14 protein-coding genes are annotated in these 18,812 nt (G+C 38.7%); 3 read left to right on the top strand and 11 right to left on the bottom strand.

Annotated elements, in window-relative coordinates:
* Nucleotides 1-190 precede the first annotated feature (190 nt).
* From AACU33_RS23820 to AACU33_RS23785, 8 genes are all read right to left on the bottom strand, one after another.
* Nucleotides 191-2,800 carry a DUF3854 domain-containing protein gene (locus tag AACU33_RS23820; protein WP_096591157.1) on the bottom strand — a complete coding sequence of 870 codons (2,610 nt, stop codon included), beginning with the start codon at nt 2,798-2,800 and terminating at the stop codon, nt 191-193.
* A 261-nt stretch (nt 2,801-3,061) separates the two neighbouring features.
* A complete protein-coding gene (locus tag AACU33_RS23815) occupies nt 3,062-3,355 on the bottom strand; it encodes a hypothetical protein (protein ID WP_096591155.1) in 294 nt (97 codons plus the stop codon).
* A gap of 127 nt (nt 3,356-3,482) precedes the next feature.
* A complete protein-coding gene (locus tag AACU33_RS23810) occupies nt 3,483-4,616 on the bottom strand; it encodes a hypothetical protein (RefSeq protein ID WP_096595365.1) in 1,134 nt (377 codons plus the stop codon).
* Nucleotides 4,617-4,884: 268 nt separating this feature from the next.
* Nucleotides 4,885-5,127 (bottom strand): hypothetical protein, encoded by a 243-nt coding sequence (locus AACU33_RS23805; RefSeq protein WP_096591153.1) that lies wholly within the window; start codon nt 5,125-5,127, stop codon nt 4,885-4,887.
* Nucleotide 5,128: 1 nt separating this feature from the next.
* Entirely contained in the window at nt 5,129-5,284 is a 156-nt protein-coding gene (locus AACU33_RS23800; protein ID WP_339376253.1) for a hypothetical protein, read from the bottom strand.
* A gap of 3 nt (nt 5,285-5,287) precedes the next feature.
* Complete coding sequence (locus AACU33_RS23795; protein WP_096591151.1) at nt 5,288-5,488, bottom strand: hypothetical protein; 201 nt, start codon at nt 5,486-5,488, stop codon at nt 5,288-5,290.
* A gap of 60 nt (nt 5,489-5,548) precedes the next feature.
* Nucleotides 5,549-5,770: a hypothetical protein gene (locus AACU33_RS23790; protein WP_096591149.1), complete on the bottom strand. Its 222-nt coding sequence runs from the start codon at nt 5,768-5,770 to the stop codon at nt 5,549-5,551.
* Complete coding sequence (locus AACU33_RS23785) at nt 5,767-6,084, bottom strand: hypothetical protein (RefSeq protein WP_096591147.1); 318 nt, start codon at nt 6,082-6,084, stop codon at nt 5,767-5,769. Before AACU33_RS23785 ends, AACU33_RS23790 begins: the two co-directional genes overlap by 4 nt.
* 77 nt (nt 6,085-6,161) lie before the next feature.
* On the opposite strand from AACU33_RS23785, the gene AACU33_RS23780 reads away from it, so the two are divergent.
* Nucleotides 6,162-6,344 (top strand): hypothetical protein, encoded by a 183-nt coding sequence (locus AACU33_RS23780; RefSeq protein WP_339376252.1) that lies wholly within the window; start codon nt 6,162-6,164, stop codon nt 6,342-6,344.
* A 99-nt stretch (nt 6,345-6,443) separates the two neighbouring features.
* Here AACU33_RS23780 and AACU33_RS23775 read toward each other — a convergent pair whose 3' ends face one another.
* A complete protein-coding gene (locus tag AACU33_RS23775; RefSeq protein ID WP_339376251.1) occupies nt 6,444-7,613 on the bottom strand; it encodes a tyrosine-type recombinase/integrase in 1,170 nt (389 codons plus the stop codon).
* A 1,400-nt stretch (nt 7,614-9,013) separates the two neighbouring features.
* On the opposite strand from AACU33_RS23775, the gene AACU33_RS23770 reads away from it, so the two are divergent.
* Both AACU33_RS23770 and AACU33_RS23765 read left to right on the top strand, forming a co-directional pair.
* The gene (locus AACU33_RS23770) at nt 9,014-12,184 is read left to right on the top strand and encodes a non-ribosomal peptide synthetase (protein WP_339376250.1); all 3,171 of its coding nucleotides are present in this window, start codon (nt 9,014-9,016) and stop codon (nt 12,182-12,184) included.
* Between the two features lie 480 nt (nt 12,185-12,664).
* Complete coding sequence (locus AACU33_RS23765; RefSeq protein ID WP_339376249.1) at nt 12,665-18,103, top strand: trifunctional serine/threonine-protein kinase/ATP-binding protein/sensor histidine kinase; 5,439 nt, start codon at nt 12,665-12,667, stop codon at nt 18,101-18,103.
* 311 nt (nt 18,104-18,414) lie between these two features.
* On the opposite strand, the gene AACU33_RS23760 is transcribed toward AACU33_RS23765, so the two are convergent.
* Both AACU33_RS23760 and AACU33_RS23755 read right to left on the bottom strand, forming a co-directional pair.
* Complete coding sequence (locus AACU33_RS23760; protein WP_339376248.1) at nt 18,415-18,576, bottom strand: hypothetical protein; 162 nt, start codon at nt 18,574-18,576, stop codon at nt 18,415-18,417.
* A gap of 3 nt (nt 18,577-18,579) precedes the next feature.
* Complete coding sequence (locus tag AACU33_RS23755; protein WP_096591139.1) at nt 18,580-18,780, bottom strand: hypothetical protein; 201 nt, start codon at nt 18,778-18,780, stop codon at nt 18,580-18,582.
* Between the last annotated feature and the right edge of the window lie 32 nt (nt 18,781-18,812).

The raw sequence follows: 18,812 nt of genomic DNA, 5'->3' as shown, positions 1-18,812 counted from the left end.
GAAAACCTTATGCCAGTTTATGTCAGATGGTTTGATGGACAGCACAGGCACTTGTGGGGCAATGGAACAGATAGATAAGTTATTCTGATATCTTAGATACTAGAACAATGTTTTTGTTTATAACCTGTTCTGAGGGCATCCATCAGGGGAACTGGTAAATATAGTGTTCCCCTATAAGTGGCGCTTATCTTTATGAACGAAAGTCTCCAGCAACAGGTTTCACGTGTAAGTCAGTAGCAGCATTCCGCCTGCCAGTATCATGCTTTGCAATGGTCTTTGGCGCGTTAAACCACAAGTTACCTCTGTTATCTACTTCAGCGATTACGTCGATGTGCCCAACCGTACACCATGTAGTAGGAAGGATAAACTCTACTTTGTCGCCAACTTGCGGATACCATCTCTCTGGCTCAGTTTGTTCTGAAGCATCTGAACCTTCACTGAAGCATGACTGAAGCATTGTCTGAAGGATAGAACCATTGCCCTGTATGGATTCTGAAGGGTCTGAAGCATTTTCAGTAGTTACGCACGTAGGGAAAATATTTTTTTGTTCTAACAGACAACCTGTTTTTATTTCTATATCAATTGGATGTGCTAAAAATGCTTCAGATGCTTCAGTTTCCTTGTGCAGCAAGGATTCCATGCTTCGGGAATGCTTCAGTGATGCTTCAGTCCCCATGTATAATGCTTCAGACATCAACTCACTGGGCTTAAGAGCAGCATCTTCACTTGCTCTCAGTCTGATGCCCCATAGACAATTTTGTCCTTTGGTGTTTCTACCCTTTCGCACTCCCCAACCTAAGAATGTGAGATGTTCTTCCAGTTTTTTGGAAAAAGCTTTATGTGACTTAGGTTGTCTATGGGTCTGTTCGCAAAATGCCCCATATCTGCCATATAGAGTGTGGGTTCCAAAAAAGATATCCTCCCCTTTTTCTAATTCCCTTGCGTTAGCCCCTATTTGGACGTAGGACAGGCTTGACTGTACCAGATGTTCATTTATGAAGTCAGCCACGCTTTCTTCGCTTATATGGGCTTCCCAGTCGCGGAGTAGTGATGTTTGCCCTTTGTGCTTCAAAACTCGCTCTATGGTTTCCTCTGGGATGGTCAACAGGTAGTTAGTCCATGCTGGTAATTGGGCAGAAAGTTTAGCTCTTAACCTGCTATCTCTTTGTTCAGCAGGTAGTTGCTTATTGAAGTAGACAAGAATAGCTCGACGTAAGACGCTTTTTAGATTGTCGCCAGTGAAAGCAAGGATATTCATTGTTGCTGCTACCAAACCTTCAAAGATAAAATCTCTAGCATCCTTGCCCTTGCGTTCATATCTCAATGCACCCTCTCCAGTGGCAGAGAGAAAATTCTGTAGCCTGCCATTGTACTTGTCAGCATCGTCAAACATCAAAAGACGCTTACCTTTGGCATTGCTAGGTTCAAAGTTGTTCTCACAGAATGCTGGCAGTGTACTGTTGTGGCAATTTCTCCTGCCTACCAACTCTTGAAGTAATGCCGCATAAGTGCCCTTGCCAGTGCCAGGTTCCCCTATTAAGAATAAGCATTTTTGTAGGGTGTACATCCCCTTGAGTACAGCGGCAGCAAAACAATTGAGTATCTCGATATCACCCTTATTGCCATCTACCCAAAAATCAAAAGTGTCTTGGATGAGTGACCAGTCAGTCGCGCCAGGCTCATATTTTCTGGGCAATGACCATGTAAAGCGATTATTGGGGGAATGGTTAATAAATTCGTTATTGGAAGTGAGAACACCATTACTAAAGGGTATGCCATCATCCCATGTTGCGTTACCTTGCCATCTGAGACATAAGCGTAAAGTGTTACGCACTTCCTTGATAAATGATGCGCTGCTTTTCTGCTGATAAGTGTCCTTCACCTTGTCATATATAAGTGCATCAGCCTCATCATCATTAGCTTGACTCCATGCACCAGGCAATTCTTTTTCGTATATGAGCCATGAGCCAACACTGTAATCATACGCAAGGCAATCTTTCATTTGTCCAGACAGCGCATCAGCCACTTCTCCAGGCTCTAGTTTGTCATTGCGCTTGCTGTTGGATGCTTTGACATCAAACCGTTCAATGTACTCATCAAGAGTGAGCGCTCTTTCTAACCTTGCCCTCATCTCATCAACGCCATTCTTGCTAATAAAATCGTCCATCCCCTTACCTTCTGATACTTGCCATTGTCCTGTGGCTATTAGGCACTCAGCGCCAGCGTCAATAATGAGTTTCGCTAACTCTATAGATGCCTTGTGAACGTTGGGATTATCAGCACAATCAGCATCAAAAGCAATAATGAAACGCTTGATACCCATGCTTATTAGATGCTGAAGAAGTGGAATGAGTACCTTGGTTTCCTCATCGCGAGACTTCACTTTTGTTCGCCCATTCCATACGCCAGCTACTGATACAACTGGTAATCCAACACTTGCTGCTTTGATAGCCTTAAAATGCCCCTCGGTGATGATGCGGCAATTAGGGAAAGTTGTGTATGGGTTAAACTCTCCATGTGGTACTGATGGGATAAACAAGTCTGGTGTTTCACCTTTAGGCGATTCATACTTGATGTCTTTACCCTTGTTATCCTTCCTTGGTTCATCTCGTTTAAATTGCTGAGATTGCGAATTCTTCCCTATTATCCATCCTGTTCCTGGCTTACCTTCTAAGTCTCGGTTAGCGCATAAACAGTTCTCTTCTATCCACTTAGCTGAAATATCTCGTAGTGCTGCTAATGCTTCTACATCAGCGCTATAACCCTTTATCCGTCCAAGCAAGTCTGTAATGTATGCCATGTTCACCTTTTCTCGTTTGGTGGGTGAATGACATCTATGCCTGTGTGCCAGAAGGGGGGAAAGGTCATCCCCTTGATGACATCTACATCATTGAAGTGTTAACATCCCTATTGTGTATTGACGATGTTAACGCTTACAATAGTAGGCATAAAGTCATTTTATTTTCCTTCCCTAGGTCGTGCTGGTAACACTTCCTAGGGAAATTGCTTTATTAGGGTATCTGGGAGTGGTCACTATGTCTATCTTTACGAGTGACTAGAACTAGTCATTAGCAATAGACTTGATATCGATACCCAGTGCTGAAATCTTCTCTCTAATGGACTCAGCAAGCACCTTAGCCTTTGAATAGCGCGGATTTTTGGCTATGTCCTTTTCATTGATTTCCTGTTCCCACTGCTGAATCTCAGCATCCAGTTCAGCCAAGAACAAATACAAATCATCCAACTTTGGGGCAATGCTGGCTGGTACTCTTACCTGCTTGGTATCTTCCCCGTACTTTTTAGGTCTGCCACCTATACCTTTTCTGCTTCCTGGCTCATACGGTTTTCTCGGCATGACTGTTACTCTTGGGAATTTTGCGATCGCAATAGAAGCTGTGACTCGGTGTTTTCTGGAATCCTTATCTAATGCATATATTGAGTTTATGTGACAAAACTCAAGCCGTCAAGGGATGGTGGTATATTCAGTTTTCACTAATACTCAATATCCTTGCTAGTAAATCTTTTCCGTCGTTGTACTGTGCGCCACGATAACCAAGTACATCCTTAATGATTTTGCTATCGCTGTAGCCTGCCTCTTTCAAGGCTTTTACGGCATTTTTCAGCCCGTCTGAAACTGGTAAAATTGGCTGAACTTCTTGCTGTGGCGTGGTTTCAGTTTTTTCAACTGGTAAAAAAGGTTGTGGCACTGTTACCACCTTGTACCCTGATAGGTCTGGTAGCTGGCACGGTTCATCATCCACCATGCAACGGTACTTACCAGCCTGTAGCCATTGCACAAGTGACTCATCTTTCAGCTTCTTGGCATGAAGTACCGCGAACTTACCTAACCTTATATAGCGGAAATTGCTTCTCACCGCTCCATCACCTTCTATCCCCAGTGCTGTAACGCTATCGCTCTGGGATAGGGCAATAATGAACATCTTTGGCTTACGTCCTCTTCTGGCTATCTTCCCTAACCATTCGGGGGCAATAGAGCATTCATCTTTTAATATTGGGAATTCCTCAGCAATGATGCATAAATCCTTCCCTAGGTTGGCTTTGTCTCCATGCTTGGCACGTGAAACTATTCTTTCTTGCATTTCCCATAGGTCTTCATTCATTGAATTAGCAATAGTCTCGAAATCACCACCTTTTCCTATCACGTTTAAGCCTGTCCATTCATCGGGTGATGCATCTGGGTCATAGACTTTCACCTGTGAATTGTTCTGCTGTGCTAGCCATTGAGCTAGTGTGCTTTTACCTGTGCCAGTGTCGCCAATAATTAAGCAGTGTTTGCCAGCTATCGCTGATAAAATATCAATAGTCCTAACCATGTCAATTGTTGAATTATTCTCCTTGGTTGCCTCTACCGTGATAGCGGATAGGGGCATTCCATTTAAGGGCATAGCATCATAAAAACGCTCAAAGTGCTTTACACCTTGCTGTAATTTTTCGCATAACCAGACGATACCCTTGGCTGCAAATTTGATGATTGATAGGGATGTGTCTACCGCCATAAACGCTAATCTTCCACACATCCAGCCAGTGAAACGCGCCATCTGTCCAGCACTGGGAAATGGTTGATATACCCATGCATGACGCTCCATTCTTTGCATTGGAATATCAAGGTGAATAAGGTCGTTGTTGTCGTGGTTCATATTTGATATTTATTGATAGTTCAAAAGTGATTTGTGGCAGGCTGTAAAACAAAAAATATGCTGCTAGGAGACAGCAGCAAGCAGAAATACTCAAACGTAGGTGGGTCATAACTTTGAGTGTTATACCCCTGGCTGGATAATGACATCGAGTAATGGCATTTTGGATGACATTCAATATGTCATTAAATATGTCATTGTCAGATGCCATTATCGTCAGCAGGGTATCCTATCTTTGGTTTTGCAAGCAAAGTATTTCTTTTGTAAGAATATCAATCTGGGTAGAGATAATTCTTGCTTCATCCTGCCGTTCACTTTTACCCTTTGATGATTGATTGCTTAGTAATTTATGAAGTCGTCCACTTAGTCCATAAAGTTGGTAAGATTTCACTTTTAAATGTGCTTCCTTCTCAGAATTAGGCAGAGAAGCTAAATTTCCGTAATGTTCTGCTGGAGGATAATAACCGTTCATATTAATGGTTGGGGTTTGTAGGACTTGTACCTGTTAGGAATGCTGCTAATTGTTCCACTGGTGCTTCATAGATATGTTTGTCACCATTGGGTTGTGTTTCTTCCACGATTACGTGTTTATCATCTATCAGGTAATCGTCGGTGTATTCAGTGTTCATTTGTTATATTCTTCCTTCACTTGCTAACGTTTCCAACCATTTCACTCCCTTGATGAACAGGTTGATAGAGCAGTTAAAATCATTAAGGTCTTCTTGAAGTTGTTCATCACCTTTAGCTTCACAGTTGCCAAATGACAATTGGACGAGTTCCTGAAGTTGTTTGTTGGCTTCTAGCGCTTGTTGAATAATTTCTTGACGTGTCATGGTTGTGTCCTTTTGTGATGTGTCTTGTGTGTAAATGAGGGTAGGGTAGCGACTAACTTGTTAAAAATATTCCCAGTTTTCGTCAGTCAATTTATCAGCCATTGCCGACCATTCATCAGGGTTATGTTTGTGTTCTGGAAATGATGAATGGGCATCTCTGATAATGGTATAGATGAGTCTTCTGAACTCTGATGCCCTTTGAAACTTACTACCAGGTGGTAATGTTTCTATCAAAAAGTGTTGACCCGTCAGCATTGAGTCTTCAAGGATTAGTGCATTCATAAAACCACCCTGTAACAACGACCGCCTGCTACAAAATCGCTCTTCCCTGAGTGAAGGGAAGCATATTTATTTCTGGCTACTTTGACGTAAATACCGCCACTACCATCACTGGCAATGCAAAACATCGCGTACAAATCCAGTGAATCGAAGGAAGTAGGTGCAGTGTCTATCTTTGCGGGAATATCCAAGTCTTGTAGTGAACCAGCGTTAGCAGTGGGAAGAGTACCGTATTGTCTACGGACTCTAGGCTTTTTCTCTTGCTTTGCACTGGTAGAGCCATTGCCGTTGAGGGCAAGTTCTTTGGTTGTGTCCATATCAGGTGTATCAGGTGTATCTAGCGTATACTGTAGCTACACTCGATATGTTCTGTCAACGAGGAAATAGTATAGATATGGTAAACACTAGCAAAAAAGTGATGGCTAACAACCCGAAAGTCAGTGCCACGGTGGAATCTGAGGTAAGAGACTATCTTGCAAAACTTGCAGCAGAAGAGGACAGAACCATCAGCTACATAGTGGCTCGCGCTCTTACTCAGTATGTTGAATCGATAAAAAAGGAGCGTGGCGAAAAATAACAGATGCTATACCCCTATTCCTAGAATGCCATCTCGATATGTCATATTTAATGACATTTGATATGACATCAATAATGACATTCACTTATGACATAAAACTCAGGATAGGGGTATACCAATATCGCTCACATCACCCAAATATCTTTTAGCAATCATATTAGGAGAATTGCCTACCCACTTGGCTATCATGGTGCTGTCTACACCTGCTCTTACCATCAAAGTTATCGCTGTATGCCTCATCTGGTAAGGATTCCGATATTCAATATCGTCTAATGATTCTAATATTTTCTTCCATCCCCTGTTAGCAAAATTGTGCCAGTCCATCGGCTTACCTTCTTTACTAGGAAATACCAGGTCATCTGGCAAACTTTTTTCTGTTTTGATGCTCATCAAAACACTTTCTATTTGTTCGTTCATTGTGATAGAACGTTTCTTTTGTGTTTTAGTACCTGGCTCAATTTCTCTCTTGGCAGTGAGTTTTTGTTGAAAGGTTATTTTCCCGCCCTTAATGTGCTTCCATTGCAGTGCCAATGCTTCCTCTGGTCTACAGCCAGTGAGAAATAAGAATTCTATCAATGGTGCGTAATAGCTGTAATAATCGTGTTTTTTGAACGCCTCAATGATGGCATCCCGTTCCTGTCGAGTAAATGGATTGATATCGTCGTTGTTGCCGGAATTTTTGGTTCTCGGTATCAGTCTCTCTAGTCCATTAAACGGATTGCTTTGTAACTTCCCGTTCGCCACACCCCAATTGCAACAGGCTTTAATCAGCTTCAATTGTTTATCAAGACTGCTGGTAGATGTTCCTTTGTGGTCACTCACCAACCAGTTAACGATGTCCACTGCTTCCTTAGCCAGCTTGTAAGGGCATTTACTTAGTTTGTTTTTGATGAGTCGATAGTCAATCAAGCTATTGGACTTCAGTGTCTTAGACTTAAAGATTGTGAAATCTTCAAACAACGTCAGCAGATTTACTGCATTAACTGCTTCCCGTTCAGCCACTATCCGCTTTGCCTCCTCCATGTCGTCTAGGGCATCCTGAGCAGTTCTACCCTTCAGCGCCAGTGGCTTGTACTTGGTGAGTGTTGGGTCAAAATGTCCTGTAAGGCAGTCCTGATATACTTTTTGAGCTATCTCTACGGCTTTAGCAAGTGACAGTTTATCGGTGTAACTTCCGTTTGGGACTGGGTTAAAAGCATATCTTTTACCCTCAAAGCTGAATCGGAGGATTATTGAGCCGTTGTTGTCGCGGGGAGTAATTTGTCTCATACCAGTACCCTTGCCCATCACTTCTACGTGATTCTGGCATAAAGACTGGCATAAATGCTAGTGCTTGTGAACTACTTTTTGAAATGGATGTAGACTGCACAAGCTTTTTGGACGATATTTAGCAATGACTGAAAATCCTCGTGTCACCAGTTCAAGTCTGGTTCCTGGCATTATAGTCAAAACCCCTGCTGGCTAAAGCTGTCAGGGGTTTAAAGTTTCTTCAAAAAACCTATTTCAGCTTCTTTTATGGGTGTAAAGATGGTGTAATTAAATCTCATGTTGGATATTTTTGGACAAGGCTGGATAAATTATTGGGTAAATTTAGAGTAACTCAGACTTTCATAAATTAGTTGAACACCCAATATGCCTAAGCTATGAGCGCACTTGTCTTTGGAAGCCAATTAAGTTTCCATGTTACTTTACTAATGCCTGAATAATTTTCGGCAACATTTTTCACTATTTTAACTTTCATCTTTTACACTATATTGGCTTAATGTTGTATAGTTTCCTCATTGCTGAATCGGTGTGCTAGCTTCTTCATAAACTATAAATAATAAATCAGTTTTATGAGGTAAGGTCAAATAAAAAATTCTCGAAAATTGATAAAAAAATTTTCTCTAGTTCACGGAAATCTGGACGCTACTTGCTAACTGCGGGTTTTCTTTTGAAGTACATCCCAGGAAACGCTTTTAGTAGTTTCTCCTAGGAGAGTCCCGCTATAGCAGAATCCTGACGCCGCTACGTCGCTACCCCTACACTAACTCCAACTCAGTGGCTCCTCAAGCTGGGAAATACTCTTTATCTTTATAGTTATTTTATTTGAATAATTTATTTCTTGAAAATTGGTTATTTAGTAGCTTGACTATTGATGAGCGATAGTCTAACAGCGTGATTTTACGTATATTCCTTACTACCTTACTCAAAGTTCAGTATTTGTAGCATTTCCAGCATTTTAGGCAAGCCTTAATTACTGGTATTAATCAATAAAAAATCATAATAAATTGGTTGTTATCAGTATATATTCTGAAAAAATATAAAACTATCAGTAGAAGCTCTAATAAATTAATAATATAAAACCTCTGAATTAATTAAATCAATGAAGATTGAATTAAAAAGATTTTTTTTAATAAAGCTTATGCCATAATCCATTTAACATCTATCTCTATACACCGTACATAAGCTCAGAAAATCGTCAATTTCAAAGAATAACTCTATTTCTAAAGATGATTCTGCTGGTTAAGCTTTTGAATTAATGGTGTTTCTATCTCAAATTAAAAAATAAATTCCAGAAATTTCAAGCTGGATAATGAGTGAGCATAGGATACAAACTAGTATGGATTTTTAAGGGTGTACTACCAATTAAGGAATATTAGTTCTGCCAAAGAATCAGATAAGGCAATATGTTTTCTCAAAAAATAAATTTTCCATCTTTACAATCTCATCTATCTATAGTTTCTCTGCTTGATTTCGTTTGTCAAAAATATCCCTGCCAAGTGGCGCTGGTACTAGAAGATCGGCAGTTGACTTATGCAGAGTTATACCAAAAGGCAGAATATTTATCTAACTATTTGATAGCGCAAGGCCGATTAAAACCTAACACTTTAATAGGGCTGTGTATAGAGCCTTCTTTTGAAATGGTCATTGCTATTTATGCTATTTTGAAAGCAGGTGCAGCTTTTGTTCCCCTCGATCCAGATTTACCTCGTCAACGGCTTAGTTACATGATTGTTGATGCGAAACTAAGCACAGTTTTAACACAACAAAAGTTTGCATTTGATATTGAGCCTGCTCTACGGCAAAGTGGTATTGATGGGCATATTTGTTTTTTGGATACTCCTGTTGTCTGGCAGCATTCACCTGCACCCTCTACACCATCTCAAATAGTACAGCCTGAGCAATTAGCTTACATTATTTATACCTCTGGCTCTACAGGTGTACCAAAAGGAGTCATGCTGACCCATCAAGGGTTACTAAATTTAGCCTTAACAAGCTGTAGTACTTTTGACATCAAACCTGGATTGCGTTTACTTCAGTTTGCCTCAATTAGCTTTGATGCCGCAGTTTGGGAAATAGTAACAGCACTATGTGGTGGAGCAACTTTGGTTTTGGGTGCAAGAGAGCAAATGCTTCCTGGGCAACCATTAGCAAACTTTATAGCTAGACACAAAGTACATTGGGTAATGCTGCCGCCTTCTGTGTTATCAACGCTAACACAGTTTCGTGACCAATTACCTGATTTACAAATGGTGGTAGTAGGTGGTGAAGCTTGCCCCATATCACTTGCCAAAGCATGGGTTTCACCTTTGTTGGGAAAAATCAATACATTCCTCAACAAGACCTGCCCAACAGCACTTGCTCAATCATGGGTTTCACCATATACTCGATTTTTCAATGCCTACGGGCCAACGGAAATAACAGTTTGTTGTACCATTTACGAATTTCAACCAGAAGATAATACTGTACCTATTGGTTATGCATTACCAAATGTGGAACTCTACGTTCTTGATGAAGAACTGAAACTTTGTAATAAAGGTGAAAAGGGTGAATTATACGTAGGTGGTTTAGGAGTAGGCAAAGGCTACCTCGACAAACCAGATATCACAAATGCTCGTTTTCTAGATAATCCCTTCGGTTCGGGCAAGATCTACAAAACTGGTGATATCGTTTACGAAGACATCCATTATCCAGGACTACTACATTATGCTGGCAGAACTGACAATCAAGTCAAAATCCGAGGCAAGCGCATAGAAATCGAAGCCATTGAAATGTTACTTGCCCAACATCCTGGCGTAGAAGCGAACACAGTTAAAGCAATTAAAAATGTACAAGTAGAAAACGGCAATGTGCCAGAAAACTATGGTATTTCAATGCTTGTTGCTTATATTGTTCCCAGAACTGGACAATTTTTGACTGAAAAGCATCTGCAACGCTTTGCGGCAGAACAACTTCCAGATTATATGGTACCTGCGCGTTTTGTCTTCATTGACGAATTGCCTTTACTACCTAACCGTAGTAAGGTAGACCGAAATGCTTTACCGGAACTACCACAAACATCTTATTTCATCCCTAATACTATAGATAACGCTGTTAAAATCGCAGCGATTTTTGATCGAGCTTTACAGTTGCCTGTTGGGAGTTGTACTCCTCACAGTAATTTCTTTCATATGGGTGGTAACTCACTCTGCATAGCCCATATTTTATATGCACTCGAGCGCGATTTTAATGTGTCTATTCCTTCTCGCTTAGTTTATGAATACCCTACACCATCAGATTTAGCAAGACTCTTAGAACAATATAAACTGAAAATTAACGATGTAGCTGATGATAGACAAGTTGACTTACAAGCAGAAGCTAGACTTTCTTCAGAGTTGGATACATCTATTTGGCAACAAACACCACAACATAAATATGAATGTGCATTGATTACAGGTGCAACAGGTTTCCTAGGGGCACACTTACTGCATGAATTTCTTCAAAAAGACAGCTACCAAAAAATCTACTGTATAGTGCGAGCAGAAAGCGATACAGTAGCAATGGCAAGGCTGCATACAACCTTTGTTAAGTATCACTTACCAACAGCAGGGTTAGCACAAGTATATGCGATCGCGGGAGATATCCAGCAGCCACAGTTGCAATTACCGAAAGCTCTATTTGACAAATTGAGTGAAGAAGTCGATCAAATCTATCATGTAGCGGCTGACACTAATTACATCAAACCTTATTCTGTAATTAAAACATCTAATCTAGATGGTACTGCCAACCTGATAGCTTTTGCCGCACATCGGCGTCACAAAATTCTGCATTACCTATCTACCCTAGCTGTTTATGGGTCAGTAACTACATTATTAAGTATGAACGAGGTTGCAGAGGATTTCGATCTAGACCTGAGTGCACCAATTATGGCCGTAGAATCTGGCTATGTACGTGCAAAATGGGCTGCCGAACGCATGGTAATAGCAGCAAGAGAACAAGGATTAGCCGTCTCTATTTACCGTCCTGGTTTCATTTCTGGACACAGACAAACAGGCATTGCTAATGTCAATGACACATTCTACCGTTTTATTACAGGTTGCATTCAGATGGGTATGTACCCAGACTGGCCCGAGAAATATTGGACTCCCGTACCTGTTGACTACGTTGCTGCCGTCATCGCTCATCTTTCTTTAAAACCAAAATATATAGGTGGTAATTACAACATTGCTATTCCTCGGGAAGATGAAGTCAGCAATGTGCAGATATTTGAGTTAATTGACGAGTTGGGCTATCCCTTACAAAAAATGTCACCCAAAAACTGGTTGAATGCGCTCTCAACGTTATCATCAGTAAATTCCTTGTATCCCCTAACCTCCTTCTTCCAAGAAAAGGTGTATCAGAATCGCAGCACGATTCTGGAAGTACACCATCGAACTCCTATATGGAAAGTAGATAATACAATTAACGCCATACAAGATTCTGGCATCCAATGTCCAAAAATAGATAAGGCTTTGATTAGCCAATACTTACCTAACTTTGTGAAAGGGTTATCAACAGAAGCTGTAAATGCTAGTACACCATTTCTAGAAATAGCTTAATCATATTGGTGTGTTGTAGCCTTCTCAAGACTGATATCAGGTCTTAAGAAGGCTTACTCTTTCAGTCTATAGTTAATCACTTTTGCCACTCAGCTATACGTTGATTGTCACAAATAATACCATTTAACAAAATTCCTAATACACTTAACTCCCCAACTTTTCTAGCCTGCCTAAATGCATCAAATTCCAAGTGAAAGGGTATAAATGGGAGCATCTCACTTTTTAATCGATACGCTAAAAAGATGTTGCTATACGAATAAAGCCTGATGAACCAGGCTATAAGTGTTTATAGCTTGGGTCGTCAGGCTTCGTCTGTAGAGCCAGTGGCTTTTACTTTTAGCCTCTTACCGTCGATCGAAACTAAGATTACTTACTATATCTTTTGAAAAATAAAATTCTTGATTTGATTGAGTAATAGCAAAACTGGGAATTCTAAACTTATAACATCTTAATGTCATATCTACTGATAAGGGTATTGCAATGCTGACTTCTCCCTTGATGATGCCAAATTACGATCTAAACGAAATTCTCCATGAGGGAGATGATACGGTTATTTATCGCGCAACATCGCAAATTGACAAACAGTCTGTAATCTTAAAAATCCTTAAAGCAGAGTATCCATCTTTAGATGCAATTACTAGTTTAAAACATGAATACAAAATTACAGAAAATCTTAATTTAGAAAGTGTTGTCAAAGTTTTGAGGCTAGAAAACCACGAAAATCGTTTAGCTCTAGTATTTGAAGATTTTGGCGGAAAATCACTTAAGCAAATACTTAGCACTAAGAAATTAGAGTTAAATAGTTTTATGAGTATTGCATTGCAAATGACACAAGCTCTAGTATCAGTACATACTCACCAGATAATTCACAAAGACATTAAACCAGGCAACATTATTATTAATCCTGAAACAGGGATTGTAAAGTTGACAGATTTTAGTATTGCATCACAGCTAAATAAAGAAACAACACAATTAGCTAATCCCCAGCAATTAGAAGGTACTCTAGCCTATATGTCTCCGGAGCAAACCGGGAGAATGAATCGTAGCCTCGACTATCGGAGCGACTTTTATTCATTGGGAGTTACCTTCTATGAAATGCTTACTGGACAATTACCTTTTCAAAGCGACGATCCACTGGAATTAATCTACTGCCATATTGCTAAACAGCCTGTAGAGATTGAGGAATTAAATCCAGAAGTTCCGAATTCAATTGCAGCAATTGTTTGGAAATTAATGGCAAAAAATGCTGAAGACCGTTATCAAACAGCAAAAGGACTTTTAGCTGATTTAGAAATTTGTGCAGAAAATTTAAAAACAACAGGCCAAATCATTAATTTTACACCTGGTCGTTTAGATGTTTTAAGCCAGTTACTGATTCCTCAAAAGCTTTATGGTAGAGAAACTCAGGTTAATTTACTTTTGGATGCCTTTGAGCGAGCCAGCCAAGGTGGCTGCGAACTGATATTAGTTTCTGGTTATTCAGGAATTGGTAAATCTTCTGTAGTTAACGAAGTTAATAAACCCATTACTCGCGCTAAAGGCTTTTTCATTAGTGGAAAATTTGACCAGTTTCAACGAAGTATGCCTTATGCATCCTTAATTCAAGCTTTTAGCGGATTAATGCGACAACTTTTGACAGAAAATGTTACTAAACTTGAAGATTGGCGTAAGAAAATTTTAGCAGCTGTAGGCTCTAACGGACAAGTTATCATTGATGTAATTCCTGAAGTGGAATTGATTGTAGGCAAACAACCACTTGTAGCTCAATTAAGTTCATCAGAATCGCAAAACCGCTTCAATCAAGTCTTTAGTGAATTTATTAGCGTTTTTACTAAAAAAGAACATCCTTTGGTTATATTTTTAGATGACTTACAATGGGCAGACTCAGCCACATTGAAGTTAATGGAACTGTTGATGACTGACCTAAATAGTAAATATTTACTTTTAATAGGAGCTTATCGAGATAATGAAGTTAATTCCACACATCCATTAATTCAAACGATAGAAACAATTAATAAAAAAAATATTAATATTAACAACATTTTTCTAGAACCTATTTTACTAAATGATGCTAAGAATTTAATTACTGATGCATTAAATGAATCGCCAGAAAGGTTAGAAATACTAGCGAATTTACTTTATAACAAAACAGGTGGAAATCCTTTTTTTTTAATACAGCTATTACTAGTACTTTATCAAGAAAAGTTGCTAAAGTTTAACTTTACAACCTCATCATGGCAGTGGAATATAGATGAAATTCAAACAATTGGCATTACTAACAAAGGTGTAGTAGAACTGGTTGCTAGCAGAATTCAAAATTTACCACAATCTACACAAGAAATTTTAAAACTAGCAGCTTGTATAGGCAACAGATTTTCTTTAGATGTACTTTCTATAGTAAGCGAAAAATCTCCTGCCAGTAGTGCTAATGAACTTTATTACGCCTTACAAGCTGGTTTAATTTTGCCTTTAAACGATGCTTACCGTATACCTTTAGTATTTCAACAAGAAGATTCAGTTACTACAAGTTTTGATAGCAGAAAAGTTGGTTATAAATTTTTACACGATCGGGTTCAGCAAGCTGCCTATTCTCTAATTCCAGAAGATAAAAAACAGACAACTCATTTAAAAATAGGTCAGTTACTACTACAACAAACATCATCTGAAACCCTTATAGAAAATATTTTAGATATTGTTAACCAGCTTAACTTCGGCTTGGATTTACTAACTAAACAATCTGAAAAAGATGAACTAGCCAAACTTAATCTCATGGCTGGGAAGAAAGCTAAACAAGCCACAGCTTATGAAACTGCTACTAAATACTTAAATATAGGTTTGGGACTGTTAGCAGCAGATAGTTGGCAGAAAGACTATTCTTTGACACTCAATTTATATATTGAAACTACAGAAGCAGAGTATTTAAACGGGAATTTTGAACAATCAAATAATTTAGTAAATTTTACTCTAAAGCAAGCCAATAATATTTTAGATAAAGTTAAGGTATATGAAATAAAAATGCTAACTTGTATGGCAGAAAATAAAATGCCAGAAGTTTTAAAAATTGGTGTAGAAGTACTCAAAGAGCTAGGAGTAAAATTACCACATCAACCAACGCAATTAGATGTAATTTCAGCAGTAATTCAGACAAAATTCACATTATTAGGTAAATCAATAGAAGATTTGGCTTTGTTGCCGGAAATGTCCGATCCTCATAAATTAGCAGCTATGCAAATATTATTACAAATTGTTCCTGCTGCTAGTCAGGCTGGCTCTTTGATTTTTGTACTTGCTGTATTGGCAATGGTGAGATTATCTGTCAAATATGGTAAATCGCCTGTTTCAGCTTATGGCTATGTAGCTTACGCTTCCATTGTATCTGATAAATTTAGTGAGTTTGACACAGGATATAGATTAGGAAAGTTAGCAGTAGAGTCGGTTGCAAACATGAATGCTAACTCACTAAAAGCAACTGTTTACTTTGTATTTAATGGTACAATTAGGTTTTTTAAAGAGCCTGTTAAAGATACCATAGCTTCTCTTATAGACGGAATGCAGAGTGGAATAGAAATGGGGAATATAGAAAATGCTGGCTATTGTGCAGCGATCGCAGGCTACCATTCATTACTTTCTGGGGAAAGCTTAGAATTAGTAGACAAGAAAATTTTGGGTTACATCGAGTTGATGCAGAAGCTGAAACTTGAAACCTTAGCAGCAGCTACAAGCATTTTTAGACAAGCAGCTTTAAATTTACAAGCTATTTCACCGAATAAGTCTACTTTAATTGGCGAAGCATTCGATGAGATAAAGATGGTAAATGAAGTAACTAAAAACTACTCTTTTAAAGGTTTTTATTATGGTTGTAAGACAATTTTATGCTATTTTTTTAACGAATATGAATTAGCTGTAGAAAATGCAATAAAAGCAGAAGAAACTCATGCGAACAATGCAGGATTATTAATTTATATTGCCAATAATTTTTATTATTCTTTAGCTCTCTTAGCGCTCTGCACTCATGCCTCACTAGATAAAAAAAAGCAATATTTAAAGCAAGTCGAATCCAATCAGAAGGACATGCAAAAATTTGTTAAACAAGCACCATGCAACTTCAAACATAAATATGAATTAGTTGAGGCTGAGAAAGCACGAGTTTTAGGTAATATACAAGTAGCAATAGATTTATATGATATTGCTATTACAGGAGCAGAAGAGAATGGTTATATCCAGGAAGAAGCCTTAGCAAATGAATTAGCAGCACAGTTTTATCTAGGTTTAGGTAAAGGCAAGATTGCCAAAATGTATATGACCGAAGCCTACTATGGTTATATAAGTTGGGGTGCCATAGCAAAAGTACAAGATTTGGATGAACGCTATTCCAATTTGATAATTCGTAATGAAATAACTAAAGATACAGCAATAGATGTAACCAGAACTATTGCTACTGCAAAGATTAATTATTTAGACAGCAAAGGTCATAGCAATGGTATTTTAGATTTAGTTACGATAATTAAGGCTTTGCAAGCTATTAGTAGCGAAATAGTTTTAAATAAACTGCTAGATACCCTTTTAAGCATAATTCTCGAAAATGCTGCGGCTCAAAAAGGGTGCCTAATTCTGCTGAAAGGCAATGAATTATTCATAGAAGCAATCAAAACTACAAAAAATTCTTCTATCATTCGGCAATCAATCTCAGTTAATGATAGCCAAGATATTCCTGTTTCTATTGTTAACTATGTTGCTAGAACAGAGGAACCGTTGGTATCCAACAATGCTCTGATTGAGACGATTTCTCAATCAGATCCTTACATCCGACGCTATCAACCACAATCAATTTTGTGCGTTCCTATTTTCTATCAAGGTAAATTTATAGGAATCTTGTATTTAGAAAATAATATTGCAACAGGTGTATTTACTAGCGATCGCGTTACCATTTTAAATCTCATCACATCGCAAGCTGCTATTTCTTTAGAAAATTCTCGACTTTATCAGCAAGCACAAGACTATGCCAAGCAATTAGAAATCTCTCTTTCTGACCTCCAGCAGATGCAATTACAATTGGTGCAGAGCGAAAAAATGTCTACATTGGGTGGTTTGGTATCAGGGATAGCACATGAAATTAACAACCCAATTGGTTTTATTACTGGTAACTTACAACCCGCTAGTGAGTATGTCCAAGATTTATTAGAACTAATTGATTTATATCAAAAGCACTATCCTCAACCTATGGCAGAAATTACAAAAAAAATTAAGGCCATAGATTTAGAGTATGTACGAGAAGATTTGCCCAAACTCATTGCTTCCATGCAAGAAGGTATCAATCGCATTTATGATGTGAGTGTAAGCTTGCGTACTTTTTCTAGAGCAGATACTCAAAAACCAATTACCTGCAATATTCATGAAGTGATTGATAGTACGATTTTAATTCTTAAGCACCGTCTGAAAGCTTCAAACATTCGTCCTGCTATTGAAATAGTCAAACAATATGGCGATCTACCGCCAGTTCAATGTTTTCCTGGGCAACTTAGTCAGGTATTTATGAATTTGATTGCCAATGCTATTGATGCTTTGGAAGAGTCAAATATAGGACGGAGTATGGATGCTCTGAAAGCAAATACCAATTGTATTACTGTAATTACTAAGGCCAGTGAAGACCAGAATAACATTACGATTCAAATTAAGGATAATGGCCCGGGAATGACAGCAGAAGTCAAGCAGAAGATTTTTGATCATTTGTTTACTACCAAACCCGTAGGTAAAGGAACAGGGTTGGGATTAGCTATTTGTTATCAGATTGTGACAGAAAAACATGGTGGAATAATAGAATGTATTTCGTCTCCGGGAGAAGGTGCTGAGTTTATCATTCAGATTCCCATCAAGGTTTTAAATCAAGTAGAAAATCAGCATCAGTTTCATTGGAATTAAATATCAATACGGTTCAGATCAGAATAATTAATCGCCGATCTACGCTGATAAATCTAGATATTTACTTCGTTTTTGATGTCAAGTTCAATTAACTGAACTGTCTTGAATGAAATACTAAGTAATAATGTTCAAAAAAAAGGATGAAAATTTTTCATCCTTTTTATTTCACCCAACCCCGACAATGGCAATGAGCGATGTTTCAAACTGCCTTCAATGCCATAATCTGAATGATGAAAATTCGGTGTGCGGCTGGTGAGTAATCGGCGACATTACTCTACCTTTGACCATTGTTTCACCACAGTTAACAATTCTTACAATGCTTTTTGCTGCAAGCTTTCCAAGTTATCTAAAATTAATAACGCCGGTGTTTCTCCCAAAGCAGCAGTCTGCCCATCAAAGTGGACAATATCAATCGCTGGTAGGCGTTCGTATTCTAAACGGGCGACTAAATTATCCAAAGTCGCTGGACGCAAAAATTATACCTCAATTTTTCCTGCTGCTTCTTGAGCGATCGCATCTAAAACCGCCTTGGCTTCTCCACGGGGGTCAATAAATCCCCCATCACTGGGACGAATATCTTCCAAGCCTTTGGCTGTTAAGGGAGATGTAAAATTTAGTCTGTTGGTTTCTTGGTCATCAAGCCTGACAATAACTCGATGAATATCCGGAGAACGCAAATTTAATTCCTTTTAAAATGTTGATTTTCAAG

It is taken from the genome of Calothrix sp. NIES-2098 (assembly GCF_963875125.1).
In the GTDB taxonomy this organism is placed as follows: Bacteria; Cyanobacteriota; Cyanobacteriia; order Cyanobacteriales; family Nostocaceae; genus Aulosira.
Note: the sequence above shows the minus strand (reverse complement) of the source record. Positions and strands in the feature narration are given on the sequence as shown.

Coding starts and splice junctions, on each gene's coding strand:
- AACU33_RS23820 (WP_096591157.1), bottom strand. CDS start 2,800: ATGGCATACATTACAGACTTGCTTGGACGGATAAAGGGTTATAGCGCT.
- AACU33_RS23815 (WP_096591155.1), bottom strand. CDS start 3,355: ATGCCGAGAAAACCGTATGAGCCAGGAAGCAGAAAAGGTATAGGTGGC.
- AACU33_RS23810 (WP_096595365.1), bottom strand. CDS start 4,616: ATGCAAAGAATGGAGCGTCATGCATGGGTATATCAACCATTTCCCAGT.
- AACU33_RS23805 (WP_096591153.1), bottom strand. CDS start 5,127: ATGAACGGTTATTATCCTCCAGCAGAACATTACGGAAATTTAGCTTCT.
- AACU33_RS23800 (WP_339376253.1), bottom strand. CDS start 5,284: ATGAACACTGAATACACCGACGATTACCTGATAGATGATAAACACGTA.
- AACU33_RS23795 (WP_096591151.1), bottom strand. CDS start 5,488: ATGACACGTCAAGAAATTATTCAACAAGCGCTAGAAGCCAACAAACAA.
- AACU33_RS23790 (WP_096591149.1), bottom strand. CDS start 5,770: ATGAATGCACTAATCCTTGAAGACTCAATGCTGACGGGTCAACACTTT.
- AACU33_RS23785 (WP_096591147.1), bottom strand. CDS start 6,084: ATGGACACAACCAAAGAACTTGCCCTCAACGGCAATGGCTCTACCAGT.
- AACU33_RS23780 (WP_339376252.1), top strand. CDS start 6,162: ATGGTAAACACTAGCAAAAAAGTGATGGCTAACAACCCGAAAGTCAGT.
- AACU33_RS23775 (WP_339376251.1), bottom strand. CDS start 7,613: ATGAGACAAATTACTCCCCGCGACAACAACGGCTCAATAATCCTCCGA.
- AACU33_RS23770 (WP_339376250.1), top strand. CDS start 9,014: ATGTTTTCTCAAAAAATAAATTTTCCATCTTTACAATCTCATCTATCT.
- AACU33_RS23765 (WP_339376249.1), top strand. CDS start 12,665: ATGCTGACTTCTCCCTTGATGATGCCAAATTACGATCTAAACGAAATT.